We start from the raw sequence: 15,873 nt of genomic DNA, 5'->3' as shown, positions 1-15,873 counted from the left end.
CCGCTTGGGTTTCCTGCGGGCGGCCGTTTTTGGGATATTCTTTCTATGCTTTTCGGGATGGAGGCAGCATGGATTACAGGGAAGAATTTGAACAGGAGAAAATGGGGCGGCTGGTCTTCCGAATGGCGATGCCTTCCGTGGCGGCACAGCTGGTCAATCTTCTCTATAATCTTGTCGACCGGATTTATATCGGGCACATGCCGGGCACGGGGACCAACGCGCTGGCCGGCGTCGGCATCTGCAACACGCTGATTGTCCTGATCGCGGCATTTGCGGGCTTTGCCGGAGGCGGCGGTGCGCCGCTCGCCTCGATCGCCCTGGGGCAGGGGAAGATAGAGAAGGCGCGGCGGATCATGAATAATTGCCTGTCTATGCTGCTGATCTTCACCGCGGCGGCCATGGGGATCTGCCTGCCGTTTCTCTCCGGGATTCTCCACGCCTGCGGGGCGAGCGGGACGACGCTCCCCTATGCCCTCCCGTATATGCGGATCTATCTGATGGGCACCCTGTTTGTCCTCCTGACGCTCGGGCTCTCCCCGTTTGTCAATGCGCAGGGAAAGACGAAAATTTCTTTTCTCGCCGTGTCGGCCGGCGCGGCGCTCAATATCGCGCTCGACCCAGTGCTGATTTTCGGCTTCCGCATGGGCGTGCGCGGCGCTGCCCTGGCGACGGTCATTTCCCAGGCGTTAAGTGCTGTCCTGATCCTCCGGTTTCTCATGGGGAAGAAGACCGTTCTTCCGGTGGTTCCGGCGATGATGCTGCCGGATTTTACCATTTACCGGGAGATTGCCGCCCTCGGCATTTCCCCCTTTGTCATGGCTTCGACGGAATCCCTGGTTGGCTTCATTCTGAACGGGCAGCTGTCCAAGTACGGGGACATCTATGTCAGTGCCCTGGCGGTCATGCAGTCCGGGATGCAGCTGCTCTCCGTGCCGGTCCAGGGGCTCGGCCAGGGGGTGAGCCCGATCATCTCGTATAACTATGGCCACCGGAACCCGAAGCGTCTAACGGAGAGCGTGAGGCTTCTCGTGATCCTGTGTTTTTCCTACAATTTCCTTCTCGTGCTCTGGATGGTGCTCTGCCCTGTCCGGTTCGCCTCATGCTTTACGTCTGATCCGGAGCTCCTCGGGACGGTCGCCCGCGTGATGCCCTTCTTCATGAGCGGCATGGCGATTTTCGGTCTCCAGCGGGGATGCCAGAACACCTTTGTCGCCACTAACCAGGCGAAGGTCTCGCTTTTTATCGCCCTGCTCCGGAAAGCTATCCTGCTGATTCCGCTGGTCTTTATTTTCCAGCTTTTTGTGCGGCCGGGGTATCTCGGCGTTTATCTTGCGGAATCGACAGCGGATGCCCTGGCGGCGCTTTGCTGCACGGGGATTTTTCTCTGGAAATTCCCCAGAATCCTGAAATCGCTCGCCCCGGTGCGGTGAGGGCAGGGCCTTTCCGGAAGATGCGCGCGGGCTGCATAGGGCTGCGGATATGGGCACAATAGGAAATAAATTATAATATGCAATGCAAATGTATAAATATGCATTACAAACGGATATATACAGAGTTAATTCGAAAAAATATGTATATAAATGCATTCCGGGGGTTGATTTCCTGAAATCCCCGCGCTATAATTGGCGTCAGTTTCCGATGAGGAAAACAAATCTTGAGAGATTATCCGGGAGGACTTCACTATGGCTAAAAAATATAACAAGATCGTTCTCGCCTATTCCGGCGGCCTTGACACTTCTGTACTGATTCCGTGGCTGAAAGAGCACTACGGCGCGGAGATCATCGCGGTTTCCGCGGATGTCGGCCAGGGTGCCGAGCTTGACGGCCTCGAGGAGAAGGCGCTCAAGACCGGGGCTTCCAAGCTGTACATCGAGGATCTGAAGAAGGAATTTGTCAACGATTATATTATCCCGACCGTGAAGGCCGGCGCTACCTATGAGAAGTACCTGCTCGGAACCTCCTTCGCCCGCCCGATCATCGCGAAGCGGATCGTCGAGATTGCCCGGAAGGAAGGCGCTGACGCCATCTGCCACGGCTGCACCGGCAAGGGCAATGACCAGGTGCGCTTCGAGCTGGCGATCAAGGCATTTGCCCCGGATATGGATGTCATCGCGCCGTGGCGCTTCTGGGATCTCAATTCCCGCGAGAAGGAGATCGAGTACGCGGAGGCACACCATATTCCGCTGAAGATCAACAAGGAGACCAACTATTCCAAGGATAAGAACCTCTGGCACCTGTCCCACGAGGGCCTTGACCTCGAGGATCCGGCAAATGAGGCGCCGATCAACAAGCCCGGCTTCCTGGAGCTGTCTGTCTCCCCGGAGCAGGCACCGGATGAGCCGGAGTATGTGACCATTCACTTTGAGAAGGGTGTTCCGACCGCTATCGACGGCAAGGAGATGGACGCAGAGACCGTGATCGAGACGCTGAACAAGATGGGCGGCAAGAACGGCATCGGTATCCTCGACATCGTCGAGAACCGCCTCGTCGGCATGAAGAGCCGCGGTGTCTATGAGACGCCGGGCGGAACCATCCTCTATGCGGCACACGCAAAGTTGGAGGAGATCACGCTCGACCGCGAGACCCAGCACTACAAGGCGCAGGTTGCCCAGAAGTTCGGTGAGCTGGTATACAACGGCCAGTGGTACACCCCGCTGCGCAAGGCCCTGTCCGCCTTTGTGGATTCCACCCAGGAGACCGTGACGGGCGATGTCAAGCTGAAGCTCTACAAGGGCAACATCATCCCGGCTTCCGTGACCTCCCCGTACAGCTTGTACTCGAGCGGTATGGCGACCTTTGACGAGGACGACTGCTACAACCAGGCAGATTCCGCGGGCTTCATCAACCTGTTCGGCCTTCCGATCAAGGTTCGCGCGCTGAATGACCGCGAGCTCTTCCAGAAGAGCGGAAAGCACTTCCCGACCGTAGAGTAATCCGGACGGCCGCATTTCCCCGGGTATTGCGCCCGGCGGGCGGATCCGGGAGCGCGCGCACGCATAAAAATGCAGGGGAAAATGCGCGCGGCCGGTTACCTGCCGGCGGAACTGCGCTATAATAATTGAACAGAAGCATATCATCTCATGCAGCCCAGTGCCGCGAAAGGCGCTGAGCTGTATGACATTATTATGAGGTAAAACGATGGCAAAACTTTGGTCAGGGCGGTTCGGCAAGGATACAGACAAGACGGTGGACGATTTCAACTCGTCGATCTCATTTGATCAGCGTCTTTACCGCGAGGATATCACCGGTTCCATCGCCCACGCGAAAATGCTGGGAAAGCAGCACATCATTGCGCCCTCCGAGGCGGACCGGATTGTGGAGGGGCTGAACGGGATCCTCCGGGATATCGAGGATGGGAAAATTACGTTCTCCGAGGATTACGAGGATATCCACATGAACGTTGAGCAGATTCTGACGGAGCGGATCGGCGATGCCGGAAAGCGCCTGCACACTGCCCGTTCCCGGAATGACCAGGTTGCGCTCGATATGCGCCTCTATGTGAAGAAAGAGATCCGGAACATCAGGGCGCTGGTCCTTGAACTGATGGATGCCCTCTCCGAGAGCGCTGAGGCCAACCTACACACGGTCATGCCGGGATATACGCATCTCCAGCGGGCGCAGCCGGTGACGTTCGGCCACTACATGATGGCCTACGCGCAGATGCTCCGCCGGGATGTCCTCCGCCTGGAAAATACGCTGGAGCTCATGGATGATCTGCCGCTCGGCTCCGGCGCCCTGGCTTCGACGACCTATCCGATCGACCGGGATTATGTGCGGGAGCAGCTCGGGTTCGCGCGGCTGACCCAGAACTCCCTGGACGGTGTCTCCGACCGGGATTACTGCGTGGAGCTCTGCGCCGACCTCTCGATTCTCATGATGCACCTCTCCCGGTTTTCTGAGGAGATCATCCTCTGGTGCTCCTGGGAATTCAAGTTCGTCGAGCTGGACGATGCATTTTCCACCGGCTCCTCCATCATGCCGCAGAAGAAGAACCCGGATGTCTGTGAGCTGATCCGGGGGAAAACCGGACGGGTTTACGGTTCCCTCATCACGATGCTGACTTTCCTCAAGGGACTTCCGCTCGCTTATAATAAGGATATGCAGGAGGACAAGGAGGCGGTATTTGACGCGGTGGACACCGTGAAAATGTCCCTGCGCGTCTTTATCCCGATGTTCCGCACGATGACGGTTCTTCCGGAGAACATGAAGAAGGCGGCGAGCCGCGGATTTATCAACGCGACGGACTGCGCGGATTATCTGACCAAAAAGGGCGTTCCTTTCCGAGATGCCTACCATATCACCGGCCAGCTTGTCGCCGAGTGCATCCGGAAGGAGAAAGGGCTGGCGGATCTTACCCTGGACGAGTTCCGGGCGCATTCCGCTGTCTTTGACAAGGATGTCTATGAGGCTATTGACCTGGTGAACTGCGTGAAGGGCAGGAAGGTGATCGGAGGCCCGGCGCCGGAGGAGGTTCAGCGCCAGATCCGGGGGATCCGGGACTTCGTACAGGAACACGGGGAAGACAGGGAGGCTTGAGCATGGCAAAACCGGTCGTTTATATCGACGGACAGTCCGGGACTACCGGGCTGCAGATCAGGGACAGGCTGTCCGGGCGGACAGATATCGAGCTGGCGGAGATCCCGGAGGCGCTTCACCGGGATCCGGAAGCCAGAAAAAAGATGATGAATGCGGCGGATCTGGTGTTTTTCTGCCTGCCGGACGCTGCGGCGGCGGAAGCGGCCGGGATGATTGAGAATCCCCGGACGAGAGTGATCGATGCCTCGACAGCCCACCGGACAGCCCCGGGATGGGACTACGGCATCCCGGAACTCGCACCCGAATTCCGGGAGCGGATCCGCACCTCCCGGCGGGTAGCCAATCCCGGCTGTCATGCCTCCGGCTTTGTCATCCCCATGTTTGCGCTGGTGAAAACCGGGATCATTCCGGCGGACACCCCACTCACGGTGTTTTCCCTGACCGGCTATTCCGGCGGCGGGAAGAAGATGATTGCCGAGTACGAGGCTGCGGACAGGGCGCCGATGTATGGCGCGCCGCGGCTCTACGGCCTGACGCTCCGGCATAAGCACCTGCCGGAGATGCAGAAAATCCCGGGATTCACCGTGCCGCCGGTCTTTGTCCCTGTGGTGGATGATTACTACAAGGGCATGGCCGTGACGACGATGATCCCGAACGCCTGCCTCCCGGGTAAGCCCTCTGCGGAGGACATTCACCGCGCCCTCGCGGATTATTATGCGGGGGAGAAGATGGTGGGCGTCCATCCTTTCGGATACGACGGCATGATCGCCGCGAATACGCTCTCCGGCAGCGACCGGATGGAGATCATCGTGAACGGCCATGAGGATCAGACGATCGTGACCGCGCTGTTTGATAATCTCGGGAAGGGCGCGGGCGGCGCCGCCGTGCAGAACATGAACCTGATGCTGGGATTTGAAGAAACCTCGGGGCTCAATCTCTGACGGGCGGAGGTTTCGCCTGCCGGCAGGAGTGATGCCGGCAGGCAGGACACCGGTCAGGGGAAATCCGGCCGGCATGGAAGGAGCAGAACATGATCAAGAAGATAGACGGCGGCGTCTGTGCCGCAAAGGGATTTAAGGCAGGTGCGGTGCACTGCGGCATCCGCCGCTCGCAGAGCAAGAAGGATCTCGCGATCATCGCCTCAGACGTGGTATGCAATGCGGCCGGGGTATTTACCAGGAATGTCGTCAAGGCATCTCCGGTCATTCTCGACCGCGACCGGCTCGCGAACGGCAAGGCGCAGGGAGTTATCGTCAATTCCGGCATCGCCAATGCCTGCGCGCCGAACGGGATGGATAACGCGGTGGCCGAGGCGAAGCTTGGGGCTGAGAAGCTGGGGATTCCGGAAAATCTGATGCTTGTCTCCTCCACCGGCGTCATCGGCATGGAACTCCCCCTGAAACCGATCCGGGAGCACATCGGGGAGATCGAGATGAAGGAAGATAACGCCCTGGAGGCTGCGCGGGCGATCATGACCACCGACACGAAGGAAAAGCTCTCCGCCGTGGAATTCGAGCTCGGCGGGAAGACCTGCCGCCTCGGCGGCATCTGCAAGGGCTCCGGCATGATCCATCCGAACATGGGCACGATGCTCTGCTACATCACGACGGATGCCGCGGTCAGCAGTGCGATGCTCAAGCGCGCCCTCCTGGAAAATGTCCGCACGACCTTCAACCGGGTATCGATCGACGGCGACACCTCGACCAACGATTCCTGTATCCTGATGGCGAACGGCCTTGCGGGCAATGCCCCCATCCTCGAGCCCGGCGGGGATTATCCGGCATTTTCCGAAGCGCTCCATGAGGTCATGCAGGATCTCGCGAAGAAGATTGCCGCCGACGGCGAGGGCGCTACCCGCCTGGTGACGGTCAATGTGCGCGGGGCGAAGAGTGAGGATGAGGCGGAGACACTGGCGAAGTCCATCGGGTCCTCCTCCTTAACGAAGGCGGCCATGTTCGGCGCTGACGCCAACTGGGGCCGCGTCCTCTGCGCGATGGGATATTCCGGCGTGGCGTTCAATCCGTCCGGCGTCGATATCGCCTTCGCGTCCCGCGTGGGCCGGATCGCGGTCTGCAGGGGCGGCAGAGGCATCGATTTCGATGAGGATCTCGCGAAAAAGATCCTTTCCGAGGATGAGGTGGAGATCAACGTCACCATGAAGGAAGGGGACGGCGAGGCCACCTGCTGGGGCTGCGACCTGACGTATGATTACGTGAAGATCAACGGCGATTACCGCACCTGATCCGGCATCCGCCGGAGCGGGAAAAACGTGATGGCCGGCATCCGCCGGAGCGGGAAAACGCAGTCAGCTGCCGGCGGGATATTCCGGCAGAGTTGGGGAGGAGAGACGAGATGATCAATATGGAGCCCGGTGTCCGGGCAAATGTCCTGGCGGAAGCGCTTCCGTATATCCAGGAGTATAACGGTAAGATTATCGTGGTAAAATACGGCGGGAATGCCATGACCAGCGAGGAGCTGAAAGACGATGTCATCCGGGATATCGTCCTGCTCAACCTGGTCGGCATCCGCGTGGTGCTGGTGCACGGCGGCGGCCCGGACATTTCCCGGATGCTGAAGAAAATCGGCCATGAGTCCACCTTTGTGCGCGGGCTCCGCTACACGGATGAGGAGACCATGGATGTCGTCCAGATGGTGCTCTGCGGCAAGGTCAACAAGAACCTGGTTTCCCTCCTGGACAAGGCGGGCGGCCGCGGCGTCGGCCTCGGCGGCATGGACGGCGGCCTTTTCCGCGCGGTGAAGAAGGTTGACCCGGACGGCACCGAGTACGGCAAGGTCGGCGAGATCCGGGAGGTTCACCCGCAGATTGTCCTGGATATGCTGGAAAAAGGGTATATCCCCGTCGTCTCCTCTGTGGCGGCCGGCATGGATGAGAACACCAATTATAATATCAACGCGGATACCGCGGCGGAAAAGCTGGCTGTGGCGCTCAGGGCGAAGAAGCTGATTCTGCTCACGGATGTCCGGGGCCTCATGCGGGATCCGAAGGACGACGCGACGCTGATCCCGGAGCTCAAGGTCTCCGAGGTTCCGGCGCTCACCCGCCAGGGCGTGATCTCCGGCGGCATGATCCCCAAGGTGGAGTGCTGCGTGGAGGCGGTGCGCCAGGGCGTGGAGCGCGCCAATATCCAGGACGGCCGTGTTCCCCACTCGATCCTGATCGAGCTTCTGAGCAACGACGGCGTCGGCACGATGTTTTCCTGATGAGGTGAGCCTTATGACATTTGACGAAATCAAACAGCTGGATGATACCTATGTGATGCATACCTACGGCCGCTTCCCGGTGGCTTTCGACCACGGGAAGGGCGCCACGCTCTTTGATGTGAACGGAAAGAGCTACATCGACCTGACTTCGGGCATCGGCGTAAACTGCCTTGGCCATGACAACCCGAAGCTCGTGGATGCGCTGACGGAGCAGGCCCACAAGCTCATGCATGTCTCCAACCTCTATTACAATGAGCCCTGCGCGCGGGCAGCCAGGCTCCTCTGCGAAAAATCCGGCATGAAGCGGGTATTTTTCGGCAACTCCGGCGCGGAGGCCAATGAGGGGCTGATCAAGATCGCCCGCAAATATTCCTACGACAAGTACGGCGAGGGCCGGGCGAAGATTGTGACGCTGGTCAATTCCTTCCACGGGAGGACCGTGACGACGCTCAAGGCGACCGGACAGGACCAGTTCCATAAGTATTTCTATCCGTTCACGGAGGGTTTCGATTACGCAGTGCCGGATGACCTGGACGACCTCAAGGCCAAGTGCACCGATGATGTCTGCGCGGTCCTGATGGAGCTGATCCAGGGAGAATCCGGCGTCCATCTGCTGGATCCGGCGTATGTGAAGGCCGCCGCGGCGTTCTGCCGGGAGCGGGATATCCTGTTCCTCGTCGACGAGGTGCAGACCGGCATCGGCCGCACGGGTGCCCTGTTCTCCTATCAGAAATACGGCGTTGAGCCGGATGCGATCAGCATGGCCAAGGGGCTTGCCGGCGGGCTTCCGGTCGGTGGTTTCGCGGTCAATGGGAAGCTCCAGGATGTTCTTGGCCCGGGTGCCCACGGCAGCACGTTCGGCGGAAACCCGATGAGCATGACCGCCGCCTGCGTTGTCCTCTCGGAGGTCACGAAGCCGGAATTTCTCCGCGCGGTGGAGGAGAAGGGGGAGTACCTCATGGAAAAAATCCGCGGGATCGGTTCCCCCGAGATCGCCGAGGTCCGCGGCATGGGCCTCATGATCGGCATTGCGCTGAGGGATAAGGAAAAGAGGGCGGCGTTCGTGAACCGCCTCCTGGAAAATGGCGTCATTGTCCTTACCGCCGGTGCGGATGTCATCCGCCTGCTTCCGCCTCTTGTGATCACCCGGGAGGAAATGGACACGGCGGTCGAGGTCATGAAGAAGGTATTCTGAGCACCAGGAGGGCAAAGCAGCCCGCAGGCGGCTTTTGCGGACAGCCCTGACAGGTGCGTGCAATTGCATAATCGATACACAGAAGTGAGGAAAATACGATGAAAAATCTGCTGAAATTACAGGATATGTCCACCGAGGAGATCACAGCGGTACTTGATCTCGCTGACCAGCTGAAATATGAGCGCAAGCACAATATCCCCCATCCGCATCTCGCGGGAAAGTCGGTGGGGCTCATTTTCCAGAAATCCTCAACCAGGACAAGGGTCTCCTTCGAGACCGGGGTCTACCAGCTCGGCGGCCAACCGCTGTTCCTTTCTTCCCGTGACCTCCAGATCGGGAGGGGGGAGCCGGTGCAGGACACGGCGAGAGTTCTTTCCCGGTATCTGAACATGATCATGATCCGGACCTACGAGCAGAAGGAGGTTGAAGATCTCGCAAAGTACGGCTCCATCCCGGTGATCAACGGCCTGACTGACTACTGCCACCCCTGCCAGGTGCTGGCGGATCTCATGACCATCCGCGAAAAGTACGGCGTTCTGGACGGGCTCAAGATGACCTACATCGGCGATGGCGACAACATGGCAAATTCGCTGATTGTCGGCGGCCTCCGCATGGGCATGAAGGTTGCGGTGGCGACGCCGGAAGCCTACCGCCCGGATCCGGAGATCCTCAAGTGGGCATCCCAGAATAAAGATTTCACCTTCACCAATGACCCGAAGGAGGCGGCAGCCGACGCCGACGCCGTGTTCACGGATACGTGGGTATCCATGGGCATGGAGGAGCAGAAGGAGAAGAGGGTTCGCGATTTTGCCGGCTACACGGTTGATGACGAGCTGATGGGCCTGGCAAAGCCCGGGGCGATGGTTCTCCACTGCCTGCCGGCATACCGGGGTTACGAGATTACCGAGAAGGTGTTTGAGGACCACGCGGACGAGATCTTTGAGGAAGCGGAAAACCGGCTGCACGCGCAGAAGGCAGTCATGGTGAAGCTGATGCGGGACAACGCATGAGCGGGAAACAGATTGTTATCGCCGGCTGCGGGGCGGCCGGCATGGCCGCGGCAATCGCCGCGGCGGAACAGGGCGCGAGGGTCACCGTCATCGAGAAAAATGAGAAGGCGGGAAAAAAGATCTACATCACGGGCAAGGGCAGGTGCAACCTGACCAACGCCGCCGGGCGGGACAGTTTCCTGGAAAAGATTGTCACGAACCCCCGGTTTTTCTACAGCGCCTTCAGCGGCTTCAATAATCAGGATATGATGGGCTTTATGGAAAAATCCGGCTTCCCGGTCAAGATTGAGCGGGGAAACCGGGTATTTCCCGTTTCAGACCACGCCTCGGATGTCACCAGGGCGCTGACCCTGCGGATGCAGAAGCTCGGCGTCCGCGTCCTCCTGGAGACGGAGGCTGTCCGCCCGGAGATCACGGACGGAAGGATCGCCGGCCTCCTTATCCGGGGAAGAAAGGACAAGGAAGAGCGGGAGATTCCGGCGGATGCCCTGATCCTCGCCACCGGCGGGCTTTCCTATCCGTCCACCGGCTCCACGGGGGACGGCTTCCGGATGGCCCGCGAAGCCGGGCACAGGGTGACGGAGCTTCTTCCCGCCCTCGTCCCGCTGGAGACCGAGGAGGACACCTCGCCGATGATGGGGCTCTCGCTGAAAAATGTCGAGGTCCGCATGCTCGACGGAAAGAAGGAGGTTTATCGCGGGTTCGGGGAGATGCTGTTCACCCATTTCGGTGTCTCCGGGCCGCTTATCCTCAGCGCGTCGAGCTTCGCCGCGAAGCGCCTGAGGAAGCACAGCCTAAGACTTTCCATCGACCTCAAGCCGGCGCTCACCGAGGAAGAGCTGGACGCCAGGATCCTCCGGGATTTTGACGGGGAGAAGAACCGGGATTTCGCGAATTCCTTAGGCCATCTCCTCCCGGCAGCCCTGATTCCCGAGATCGTCCGCAGAAGCAATATTCCCGCGGACAGGAAGGTCAACGCGGTGACCAGGGCGGAGCGGCGGAACCTGGCTGCCCTCATGAAGCACGTGACGTACACCGTCCGGGCATCCCGCGGCTTCGGGGAAGCTATTATCACGCAGGGCGGCGTGAACTGCCGGGAAATCAACCCGTCGACGATGGAATCCAAGCTGGTCCGCGGGCTCTACTTTGCCGGGGAGATGATTGACCTGGACGCCGAGACCGGCGGCTTTAACCTGCAGATTGCCTGGAGTACCGGCCATCTCGCCGGCATGAGCGCCGCGGCTCCGGAGGAGTAATCCCGCGGAGTGCCGGACGCAGAATTTTGCACCGGCGGCACGAAAAGGAGAAGGTATGAACGTGAAAGAAATTTTCCGGAAACTGCAGAATGGCAGCGACGTCCGCGGGGCTGCCCTCGCAGCGGGCGGGGAGGAGAAAAACCTCACCCCATCCCTTGCGGCGTTTATCTGCCGGGCTTACGCCGGATGGCTCTCGGAGAAGGGCGGGAAGGACGAATCCGCGCTCCGGATCGGCGTCGGCCACGACAGCCGCATCACCGCGGAGGCGATCAAGGCTGGCTGCCTCTCCGGGCTTTCGGTGGCAAAAGCCTTCGACTGCGGCCTGGTGTCCACGCCGGCCATGTTCCAGTCCACCCTGCTTCCGGGGGCGGATTTTGACGGCGCGGTGATGATCACCGCAAGCCACCTGCCCTTCAACCGGAACGGGCTGAAATTCTTCACGAAGGAGGGCGGCCTTGAGAAGGCGGAGATCCGCGCCATCCTGGACCGGGCGGCGGAGCTCGCGGAGCAATACGGTGCGGAGGACGCGCAGGAGATTCTCCGTGCGGACAGGCTTCCTGATGGGGGAAATGGGGCAGAGGCATTTTCCCTTGTCTCCCTCTACGCGGAACATATGAGGCAGCTGATCATCGACGGGGTAAATGCCGAGGACCGGACCCACCCCCTCGCCGGGCTGCACATTGTGGTTGACGCGGGGAACGGTGCGGCAGGTTTTTTTGCCACGGATATTCTCGCCCCGCTCGGCGCGGATATCTCCGGGAGCGCTTTCCTTGACCCGGACGGGCATTTTCCTAATCATGTGCCCAATCCGGAAAATCCGGCAGCGATCGACGCGATCCGCAAGGCCGTGCTCGAAAGCCATGCCGACCTCGGCGTGATTTTTGACTGCGACGGTGACCGGGGGGCCGTGGTCTTTTCCGACGGCACCGAGGTGAACCGGAATACGCTGATCGCGCTCCTGGCCGCCATCATCAACGAGAAGAAACCGGGAACCACGGTGGTCACGGATTCGGTGACCTCTGATGAGCTCCACGAGTTCCTGGTTGGGACGCTTCACATGAAGCACCTGCGCTTCCGCAGGGGCTACAAGAATGTGATCGACAAGGGAATCGAGCTCAACCGGAACGGCGAGGACTGCGAGCTCGCGATCGAGACCTCCGGGCATGGGGCATTCCGGGAAAATCATTTCTCCGACGACGGCGCGTACATCGCCGTGAAGATCATCATCCGCATGGCCCAGCTCCGACGGGAGCACCGGGATATCCGCTCGCTGATCGCCGGCCTCCGTTATCCCGCCGAGGCGAGAGAGCTCCGCTTCCACATTGCCGGTGCCGATTTCGGCGCCTACGGCGACGCTGTGCTCCGGGATTTTGAGGCGATGGCCAGGGAGGATCCCCGGTTCCATATCGTGACGCCGAATTATGAAGGCATCCGGGTAAGCTTTGACGATCCCGAGGTGAAGGGCTGGCTGCTCCTTCGCAAGTCTCTCCATGACCCGGTTCTTCCGGTCAACGTGGAGTCCCGCGATCCGGGCGGCGTAGAGGTAATCCTCGGCAGAGTGATGCCGTTCTTCCGGTCGAAGGGGAGGCTTTCCCTTTAAGTAACCGGGCTTTCATCTCGGCTATTTATAGCCGAGATGAAAGCCCGTTATTTTATAGTACCGAACACACTATATGTATTACGGAAAAATGCAGTATATTGTTGCGTATTTGCAACTTTTGATATATACTATATGTATGGATAGCAAATACACTCACGCACGAACATGCGTATACAACATCGATTATCATATAGTATGGTGCGTAAAGTACCGCAGGAAAGTCCTTAAACCTGAGATAGCCAACAGGTTATATGAACTCCTAAAGGCTATCGGCAATGAAAAGGGTTTTACTGTCGTAGACTGTAAAGTAGGTGAGAGTGACCATGTGCATTGTTTTGTATCTGCTCCACCTAAGATATCTGTGACACAGATAGTAAAGTATCTCAAAGGCATTTCGGGTAATACATTGTTCAAAGAATATCCCGATTTGCGTAAATATTTATGGAAGGGACAACTTTGGAACGGCTCATACTTCTGCGAAACTATAGGCTCTACATCAGAAGAAAACATTCTAAAGTATATTGAAAGGCAAAAGAACTGTCAGTTATGAATAAAGCAATCAAATACAGAGTGCATCCCACAACTGAACAATCTGTTATGTTTGCTAAGACCTTTGGCTGTTGTCGTAAGGTCTATAATCTTATGCTTTCCGATAAAATTGACGGCTACAAAGCTACGGGCAAATTTCCTACTGTTACGCCTGCCAAATATAAGAACGATTATCCTTATCTTAGGGAAGTGGATAGTCTTGCTCTTGCCAATAAGCAAATGGACTTACAGGAAGCGTTCCGCAATACATTTAGCAAATCCCGCAAAAAGAAAAATGGTTTTCCTAAATTCAAATCCGCAAAGCATAGCCGTAAGTCCTATACTACAAACAATCAAAAAGGCACAGTTGCTATCATAGATAACAAATGTATTAAGCTCCCTAAGATTGGAAGGGTAAAAGCTGTTATCCATCGTGTGCCTGACGATAGTTGGACAATTAAATCGGCTACCGTATCACAGGAATCTGATGGCAAATATTATATCTCTGTACTCTTTGAGTTTGAGAATATCGTAAATCCTTACGTGGCTGATAAAAATAATGCTGTCGGATTGGACTATGCTTCTGACGGCTTATATGTAGACAGTAACGGCAATACAGGTACTAATCATAAGTATTATCGTGAGAGTCATAACAAGCTTGCTAAAGCACAGCGTAAGCTATCACGTATGCAAGGCTCTAAGAAACACGAGGTTAAGTCCAATAATTATATAAAGCAACTTCGTAAAGTGAATAAGATACATAGGCATATCGCTAATCAGCGTCTGGATAACCTGCATAAAATATCTACGAAGATAGCCAATTCGTATGATGTTGTTTGCGTGGAATCCTTAAACATGAGGTCTATGGCAAATCATGGCTTCGGTAACGGCAAAGCTACTCTTGATAACGGTTATGGTATGTTCCTGTCTATGCTTGAATACAAGCTATCTGATAGGAATAAGTATCTTATCAAGGTAGATAAGTGGTTTCCGTCATCACAAATATGTCATTGTTGTGGCAAGATACATCCCGAGATGAAAGATCTCACAATTCGCACAATGAAATGTGATTGTGGTCTTACGATGAATCGTGACCAGAATGCCGCTATCAATATCTTACGTGAGGGATTACGACTACTGACTAAAGTAGCCTAAAACTAAATATTACAGTAGGGATGGAATATCCCAAACTCATACGCCTGTGGACACTGTGTAAGACGAGCCGTTACGTATCATCGTAGCCAGCGCAGTAGTGGTTGAAACAGGAAGCTCGGTTACTTGTAACCGAGTAGTTCACGATCAGGGAATACTGTTCAGCCTCCACAGCATGGTTCCTGTTCAACACATACGCAGGGATAGCCCGCAAAGCCGTCCGCAAGCAGCCGTTTTTGCGGACGATCCCCACGAATGTGCTGAACAGGAACAAATTTTCCCCGCGATCTTGTGATTTTGTGCGTTTTGCGGTAAATTTAAAGGGCAGGGAACAATAAAAATCACAGGTATTCTTTGCGGAAAGGCGGTTAGTCATGGCTCTAGTTACTTCTACGGAACTGTTCAAGAAAGCCTATACCGGAGGCTATGCCATCGGTGCTTTCAACATCAACAATATGGAGATCGTCCAGGGCATCACCGAGGCGGCAGCTGAGCTGAAATCCCCGGTTATCCTGCAGGCTTCCAAGGGCGCCAGAAAGTATGCAAATTCCGTATATCTGGTAAAGCTTGTTGAGGCGGCTGTAGAGCTCCATCCGGAAGTTCCGATCGTGCTCCACCTGGATCACGGCCCGGATTTTGAGACCTGCAAGGACTGCGTGGATCACGGCTTTACGTCGGTCATGATCGATTACTCCGGCCACCCGTTTGAGGAGAATATCGCCGAGTCCCGGAAGGTTGCCGAGTACGCACATGAACACGGCGTTGTGGTTGAAGCTGAGCTGGGCACGCTGAGCGGTGTCGAGGATGAGGTTTCGGTTGAGGCAGATAAGGCCATGTACACCGATCCGGATCAGGTTGAGGAGTTTGTGAAGCGCACCGGTGTGGATTCCCTGGCTATCGCCATCGGGACAAGCCACGGCGCATACAAGTTTAAACTCGGCCAGAACCCGAAGCTGCGCCTGGACATTCTTGCGGAAGTTTCCAGAAGGCTTCCGGGCTTCCCGATCGTTCTTCACGGCTCGTCCTCCGTTCCGCAGGAATACGTGAAGATCATCAACGCCAACGGCGGCGCGCTGAAGGATGCCATCGGCATTCCGGAGGACCAGCTCCGCGAGGCGGCAAAGGGCGCTGTCTGCAAGATCAATATTGATACTGACCTCCGCCTCGGCATGACGGCCGGCATCCGCCAGCATTTCAACGAGCATCCGGATCACTTTGACCCGAGACAGTATATCGCTGACGGCCGTGCCAATGTGAAAGCCATCGTTGAGCACAAGATCCGTGAGGTTCTCGGCTCTGAGGGCAAGATCTGACAGGTAAATGATGGAAACACTGATCAAGTGAAGTATCGGGGTGGCTTTCGTGTCATCCCGA

The 15,873-nt window shown here is 57.2% G+C and carries 13 protein-coding genes; all 13 read left to right on the top strand.

Annotated features, from left to right (window positions below; genetic code table 11):
• The first annotated feature begins 68 nt into the window (after nucleotides 1-68).
• The 13 genes from ISF27_RS04020 to fba all read left to right on the top strand — a co-directional run bounded on the left by ISF27_RS04020 (nucleotide 69) and on the right by fba (nucleotide 15,812).
• Nucleotides 69-1,430, top strand: coding sequence for an MATE family efflux transporter (locus ISF27_RS04020; RefSeq protein ID WP_194609311.1), 1,362 nt, complete (start codon nucleotides 69-71; stop codon nucleotides 1,428-1,430).
• Between the two features lie 252 nt (nucleotides 1,431-1,682).
• Nucleotides 1,683-2,933: an argininosuccinate synthase gene (locus tag ISF27_RS04015; RefSeq protein WP_194609309.1), complete on the top strand. Its 1,251-nt coding sequence runs from the start codon at nucleotides 1,683-1,685 to the stop codon at nucleotides 2,931-2,933.
• A 205-nt stretch (nucleotides 2,934-3,138) separates the two neighbouring features.
• Entirely contained in the window at nucleotides 3,139-4,536 is a 1,398-nt protein-coding gene (gene argH, locus ISF27_RS04010) for an argininosuccinate lyase (RefSeq protein ID WP_194609307.1), read from the top strand.
• Nucleotides 4,537-4,538: 2 nt separating this feature from the next.
• Nucleotides 4,539-5,477 carry an N-acetyl-gamma-glutamyl-phosphate reductase gene (gene argC, locus ISF27_RS04005; protein ID WP_194609305.1) on the top strand — a complete coding sequence of 313 codons (939 nt, stop codon included), beginning with the start codon at nucleotides 4,539-4,541 and terminating at the stop codon, nucleotides 5,475-5,477.
• Between the two features lie 89 nt (nucleotides 5,478-5,566).
• Entirely contained in the window at nucleotides 5,567-6,778 is a 1,212-nt protein-coding gene (argJ, locus tag ISF27_RS04000; protein WP_207727373.1) for a bifunctional glutamate N-acetyltransferase/amino-acid acetyltransferase ArgJ, read from the top strand.
• Between the two features lie 110 nt (nucleotides 6,779-6,888).
• Entirely contained in the window at nucleotides 6,889-7,758 is an 870-nt protein-coding gene (gene argB, locus ISF27_RS03995; protein WP_194609303.1) for an acetylglutamate kinase, read from the top strand.
• Nucleotides 7,759-7,771: 13 nt separating this feature from the next.
• Nucleotides 7,772-8,953: an aspartate aminotransferase family protein gene (locus ISF27_RS03990; RefSeq protein ID WP_194609293.1), complete on the top strand. Its 1,182-nt coding sequence runs from the start codon at nucleotides 7,772-7,774 to the stop codon at nucleotides 8,951-8,953.
• A gap of 98 nt (nucleotides 8,954-9,051) precedes the next feature.
• On the top strand, nucleotides 9,052-9,963 hold the full coding sequence (gene argF, locus ISF27_RS03985; protein ID WP_194609292.1) for an ornithine carbamoyltransferase: 912 nt from the start codon (nucleotides 9,052-9,054) through the stop codon (nucleotides 9,961-9,963).
• Nucleotides 9,960-11,219 carry a BaiN/RdsA family NAD(P)/FAD-dependent oxidoreductase gene (locus ISF27_RS03980; RefSeq protein ID WP_194609290.1) on the top strand — a complete coding sequence of 420 codons (1,260 nt, stop codon included), beginning with the start codon at nucleotides 9,960-9,962 and terminating at the stop codon, nucleotides 11,217-11,219. Before argF ends, ISF27_RS03980 begins: the two co-directional genes overlap by 4 nt.
• Before the next feature lie 55 nt (nucleotides 11,220-11,274).
• Nucleotides 11,275-12,819 (top strand): phosphohexomutase domain-containing protein, encoded by a 1,545-nt coding sequence (locus ISF27_RS03975; protein WP_194609287.1) that lies wholly within the window; start codon nucleotides 11,275-11,277, stop codon nucleotides 12,817-12,819.
• 73 nt (nucleotides 12,820-12,892) lie between these two features.
• Nucleotides 12,893-13,369 carry an IS200/IS605 family transposase gene (tnpA, locus tag ISF27_RS03970; RefSeq protein WP_328701496.1) on the top strand — a complete coding sequence of 159 codons (477 nt, stop codon included), beginning with the start codon at nucleotides 12,893-12,895 and terminating at the stop codon, nucleotides 13,367-13,369.
• Nucleotides 13,366-14,502, top strand: coding sequence for an RNA-guided endonuclease TnpB family protein (locus tag ISF27_RS03965; protein WP_194609283.1), 1,137 nt, complete (start codon nucleotides 13,366-13,368; stop codon nucleotides 14,500-14,502). The genes tnpA and ISF27_RS03965 overlap by 4 nt, the downstream gene beginning before the upstream one ends.
• A 371-nt stretch (nucleotides 14,503-14,873) precedes the next feature.
• Nucleotides 14,874-15,812, top strand: coding sequence for a class II fructose-1,6-bisphosphate aldolase (fba, locus tag ISF27_RS03960; RefSeq protein ID WP_194609282.1), 939 nt, complete (start codon nucleotides 14,874-14,876; stop codon nucleotides 15,810-15,812).
• Nucleotides 15,813-15,873 lie beyond the last annotated feature (61 nt).

Source organism: Clostridium vitabionis (genome assembly GCF_015351765.1).
Lineage (GTDB): Bacteria > Bacillota > Clostridia > Lachnospirales > Lachnospiraceae > Clostridium_R > Clostridium_R vitabionis.
Note: the sequence above shows the minus strand (reverse complement) of the source record. Positions and strands in the feature narration are given on the sequence as shown.

Excerpts from the sequence above, each read along its gene's own strand:
- ISF27_RS03990 (WP_194609293.1), top strand. The coding sequence starts at position 7,772 with ATGACATTTGACGAAATCAAACAGCTGGATGATACCTATGTGATGCAT.
- argJ (WP_207727373.1), top strand. The coding sequence starts at position 5,567 with ATGATCAAGAAGATAGACGGCGGCGTCTGTGCCGCAAAGGGATTTAAG.
- ISF27_RS03980 (WP_194609290.1), top strand. The coding sequence starts at position 9,960 with ATGAGCGGGAAACAGATTGTTATCGCCGGCTGCGGGGCGGCCGGCATG.
- ISF27_RS04015 (WP_194609309.1), top strand. The coding sequence starts at position 1,683 with ATGGCTAAAAAATATAACAAGATCGTTCTCGCCTATTCCGGCGGCCTT.
- argF (WP_194609292.1), top strand. The coding sequence starts at position 9,052 with ATGAAAAATCTGCTGAAATTACAGGATATGTCCACCGAGGAGATCACA.
- ISF27_RS03965 (WP_194609283.1), top strand. The coding sequence starts at position 13,366 with ATGAATAAAGCAATCAAATACAGAGTGCATCCCACAACTGAACAATCT.
- fba (WP_194609282.1), top strand. The coding sequence starts at position 14,874 with ATGGCTCTAGTTACTTCTACGGAACTGTTCAAGAAAGCCTATACCGGA.
- ISF27_RS04020 (WP_194609311.1), top strand. The coding sequence starts at position 69 with ATGGATTACAGGGAAGAATTTGAACAGGAGAAAATGGGGCGGCTGGTC.
- argC (WP_194609305.1), top strand. The coding sequence starts at position 4,539 with ATGGCAAAACCGGTCGTTTATATCGACGGACAGTCCGGGACTACCGGG.
- ISF27_RS03975 (WP_194609287.1), top strand. The coding sequence starts at position 11,275 with ATGAACGTGAAAGAAATTTTCCGGAAACTGCAGAATGGCAGCGACGTC.
- argH (WP_194609307.1), top strand. The coding sequence starts at position 3,139 with ATGGCAAAACTTTGGTCAGGGCGGTTCGGCAAGGATACAGACAAGACG.
- tnpA (WP_328701496.1), top strand. The coding sequence starts at position 12,893 with ATGTATTACGGAAAAATGCAGTATATTGTTGCGTATTTGCAACTTTTG.
- argB (WP_194609303.1), top strand. The coding sequence starts at position 6,889 with ATGATCAATATGGAGCCCGGTGTCCGGGCAAATGTCCTGGCGGAAGCG.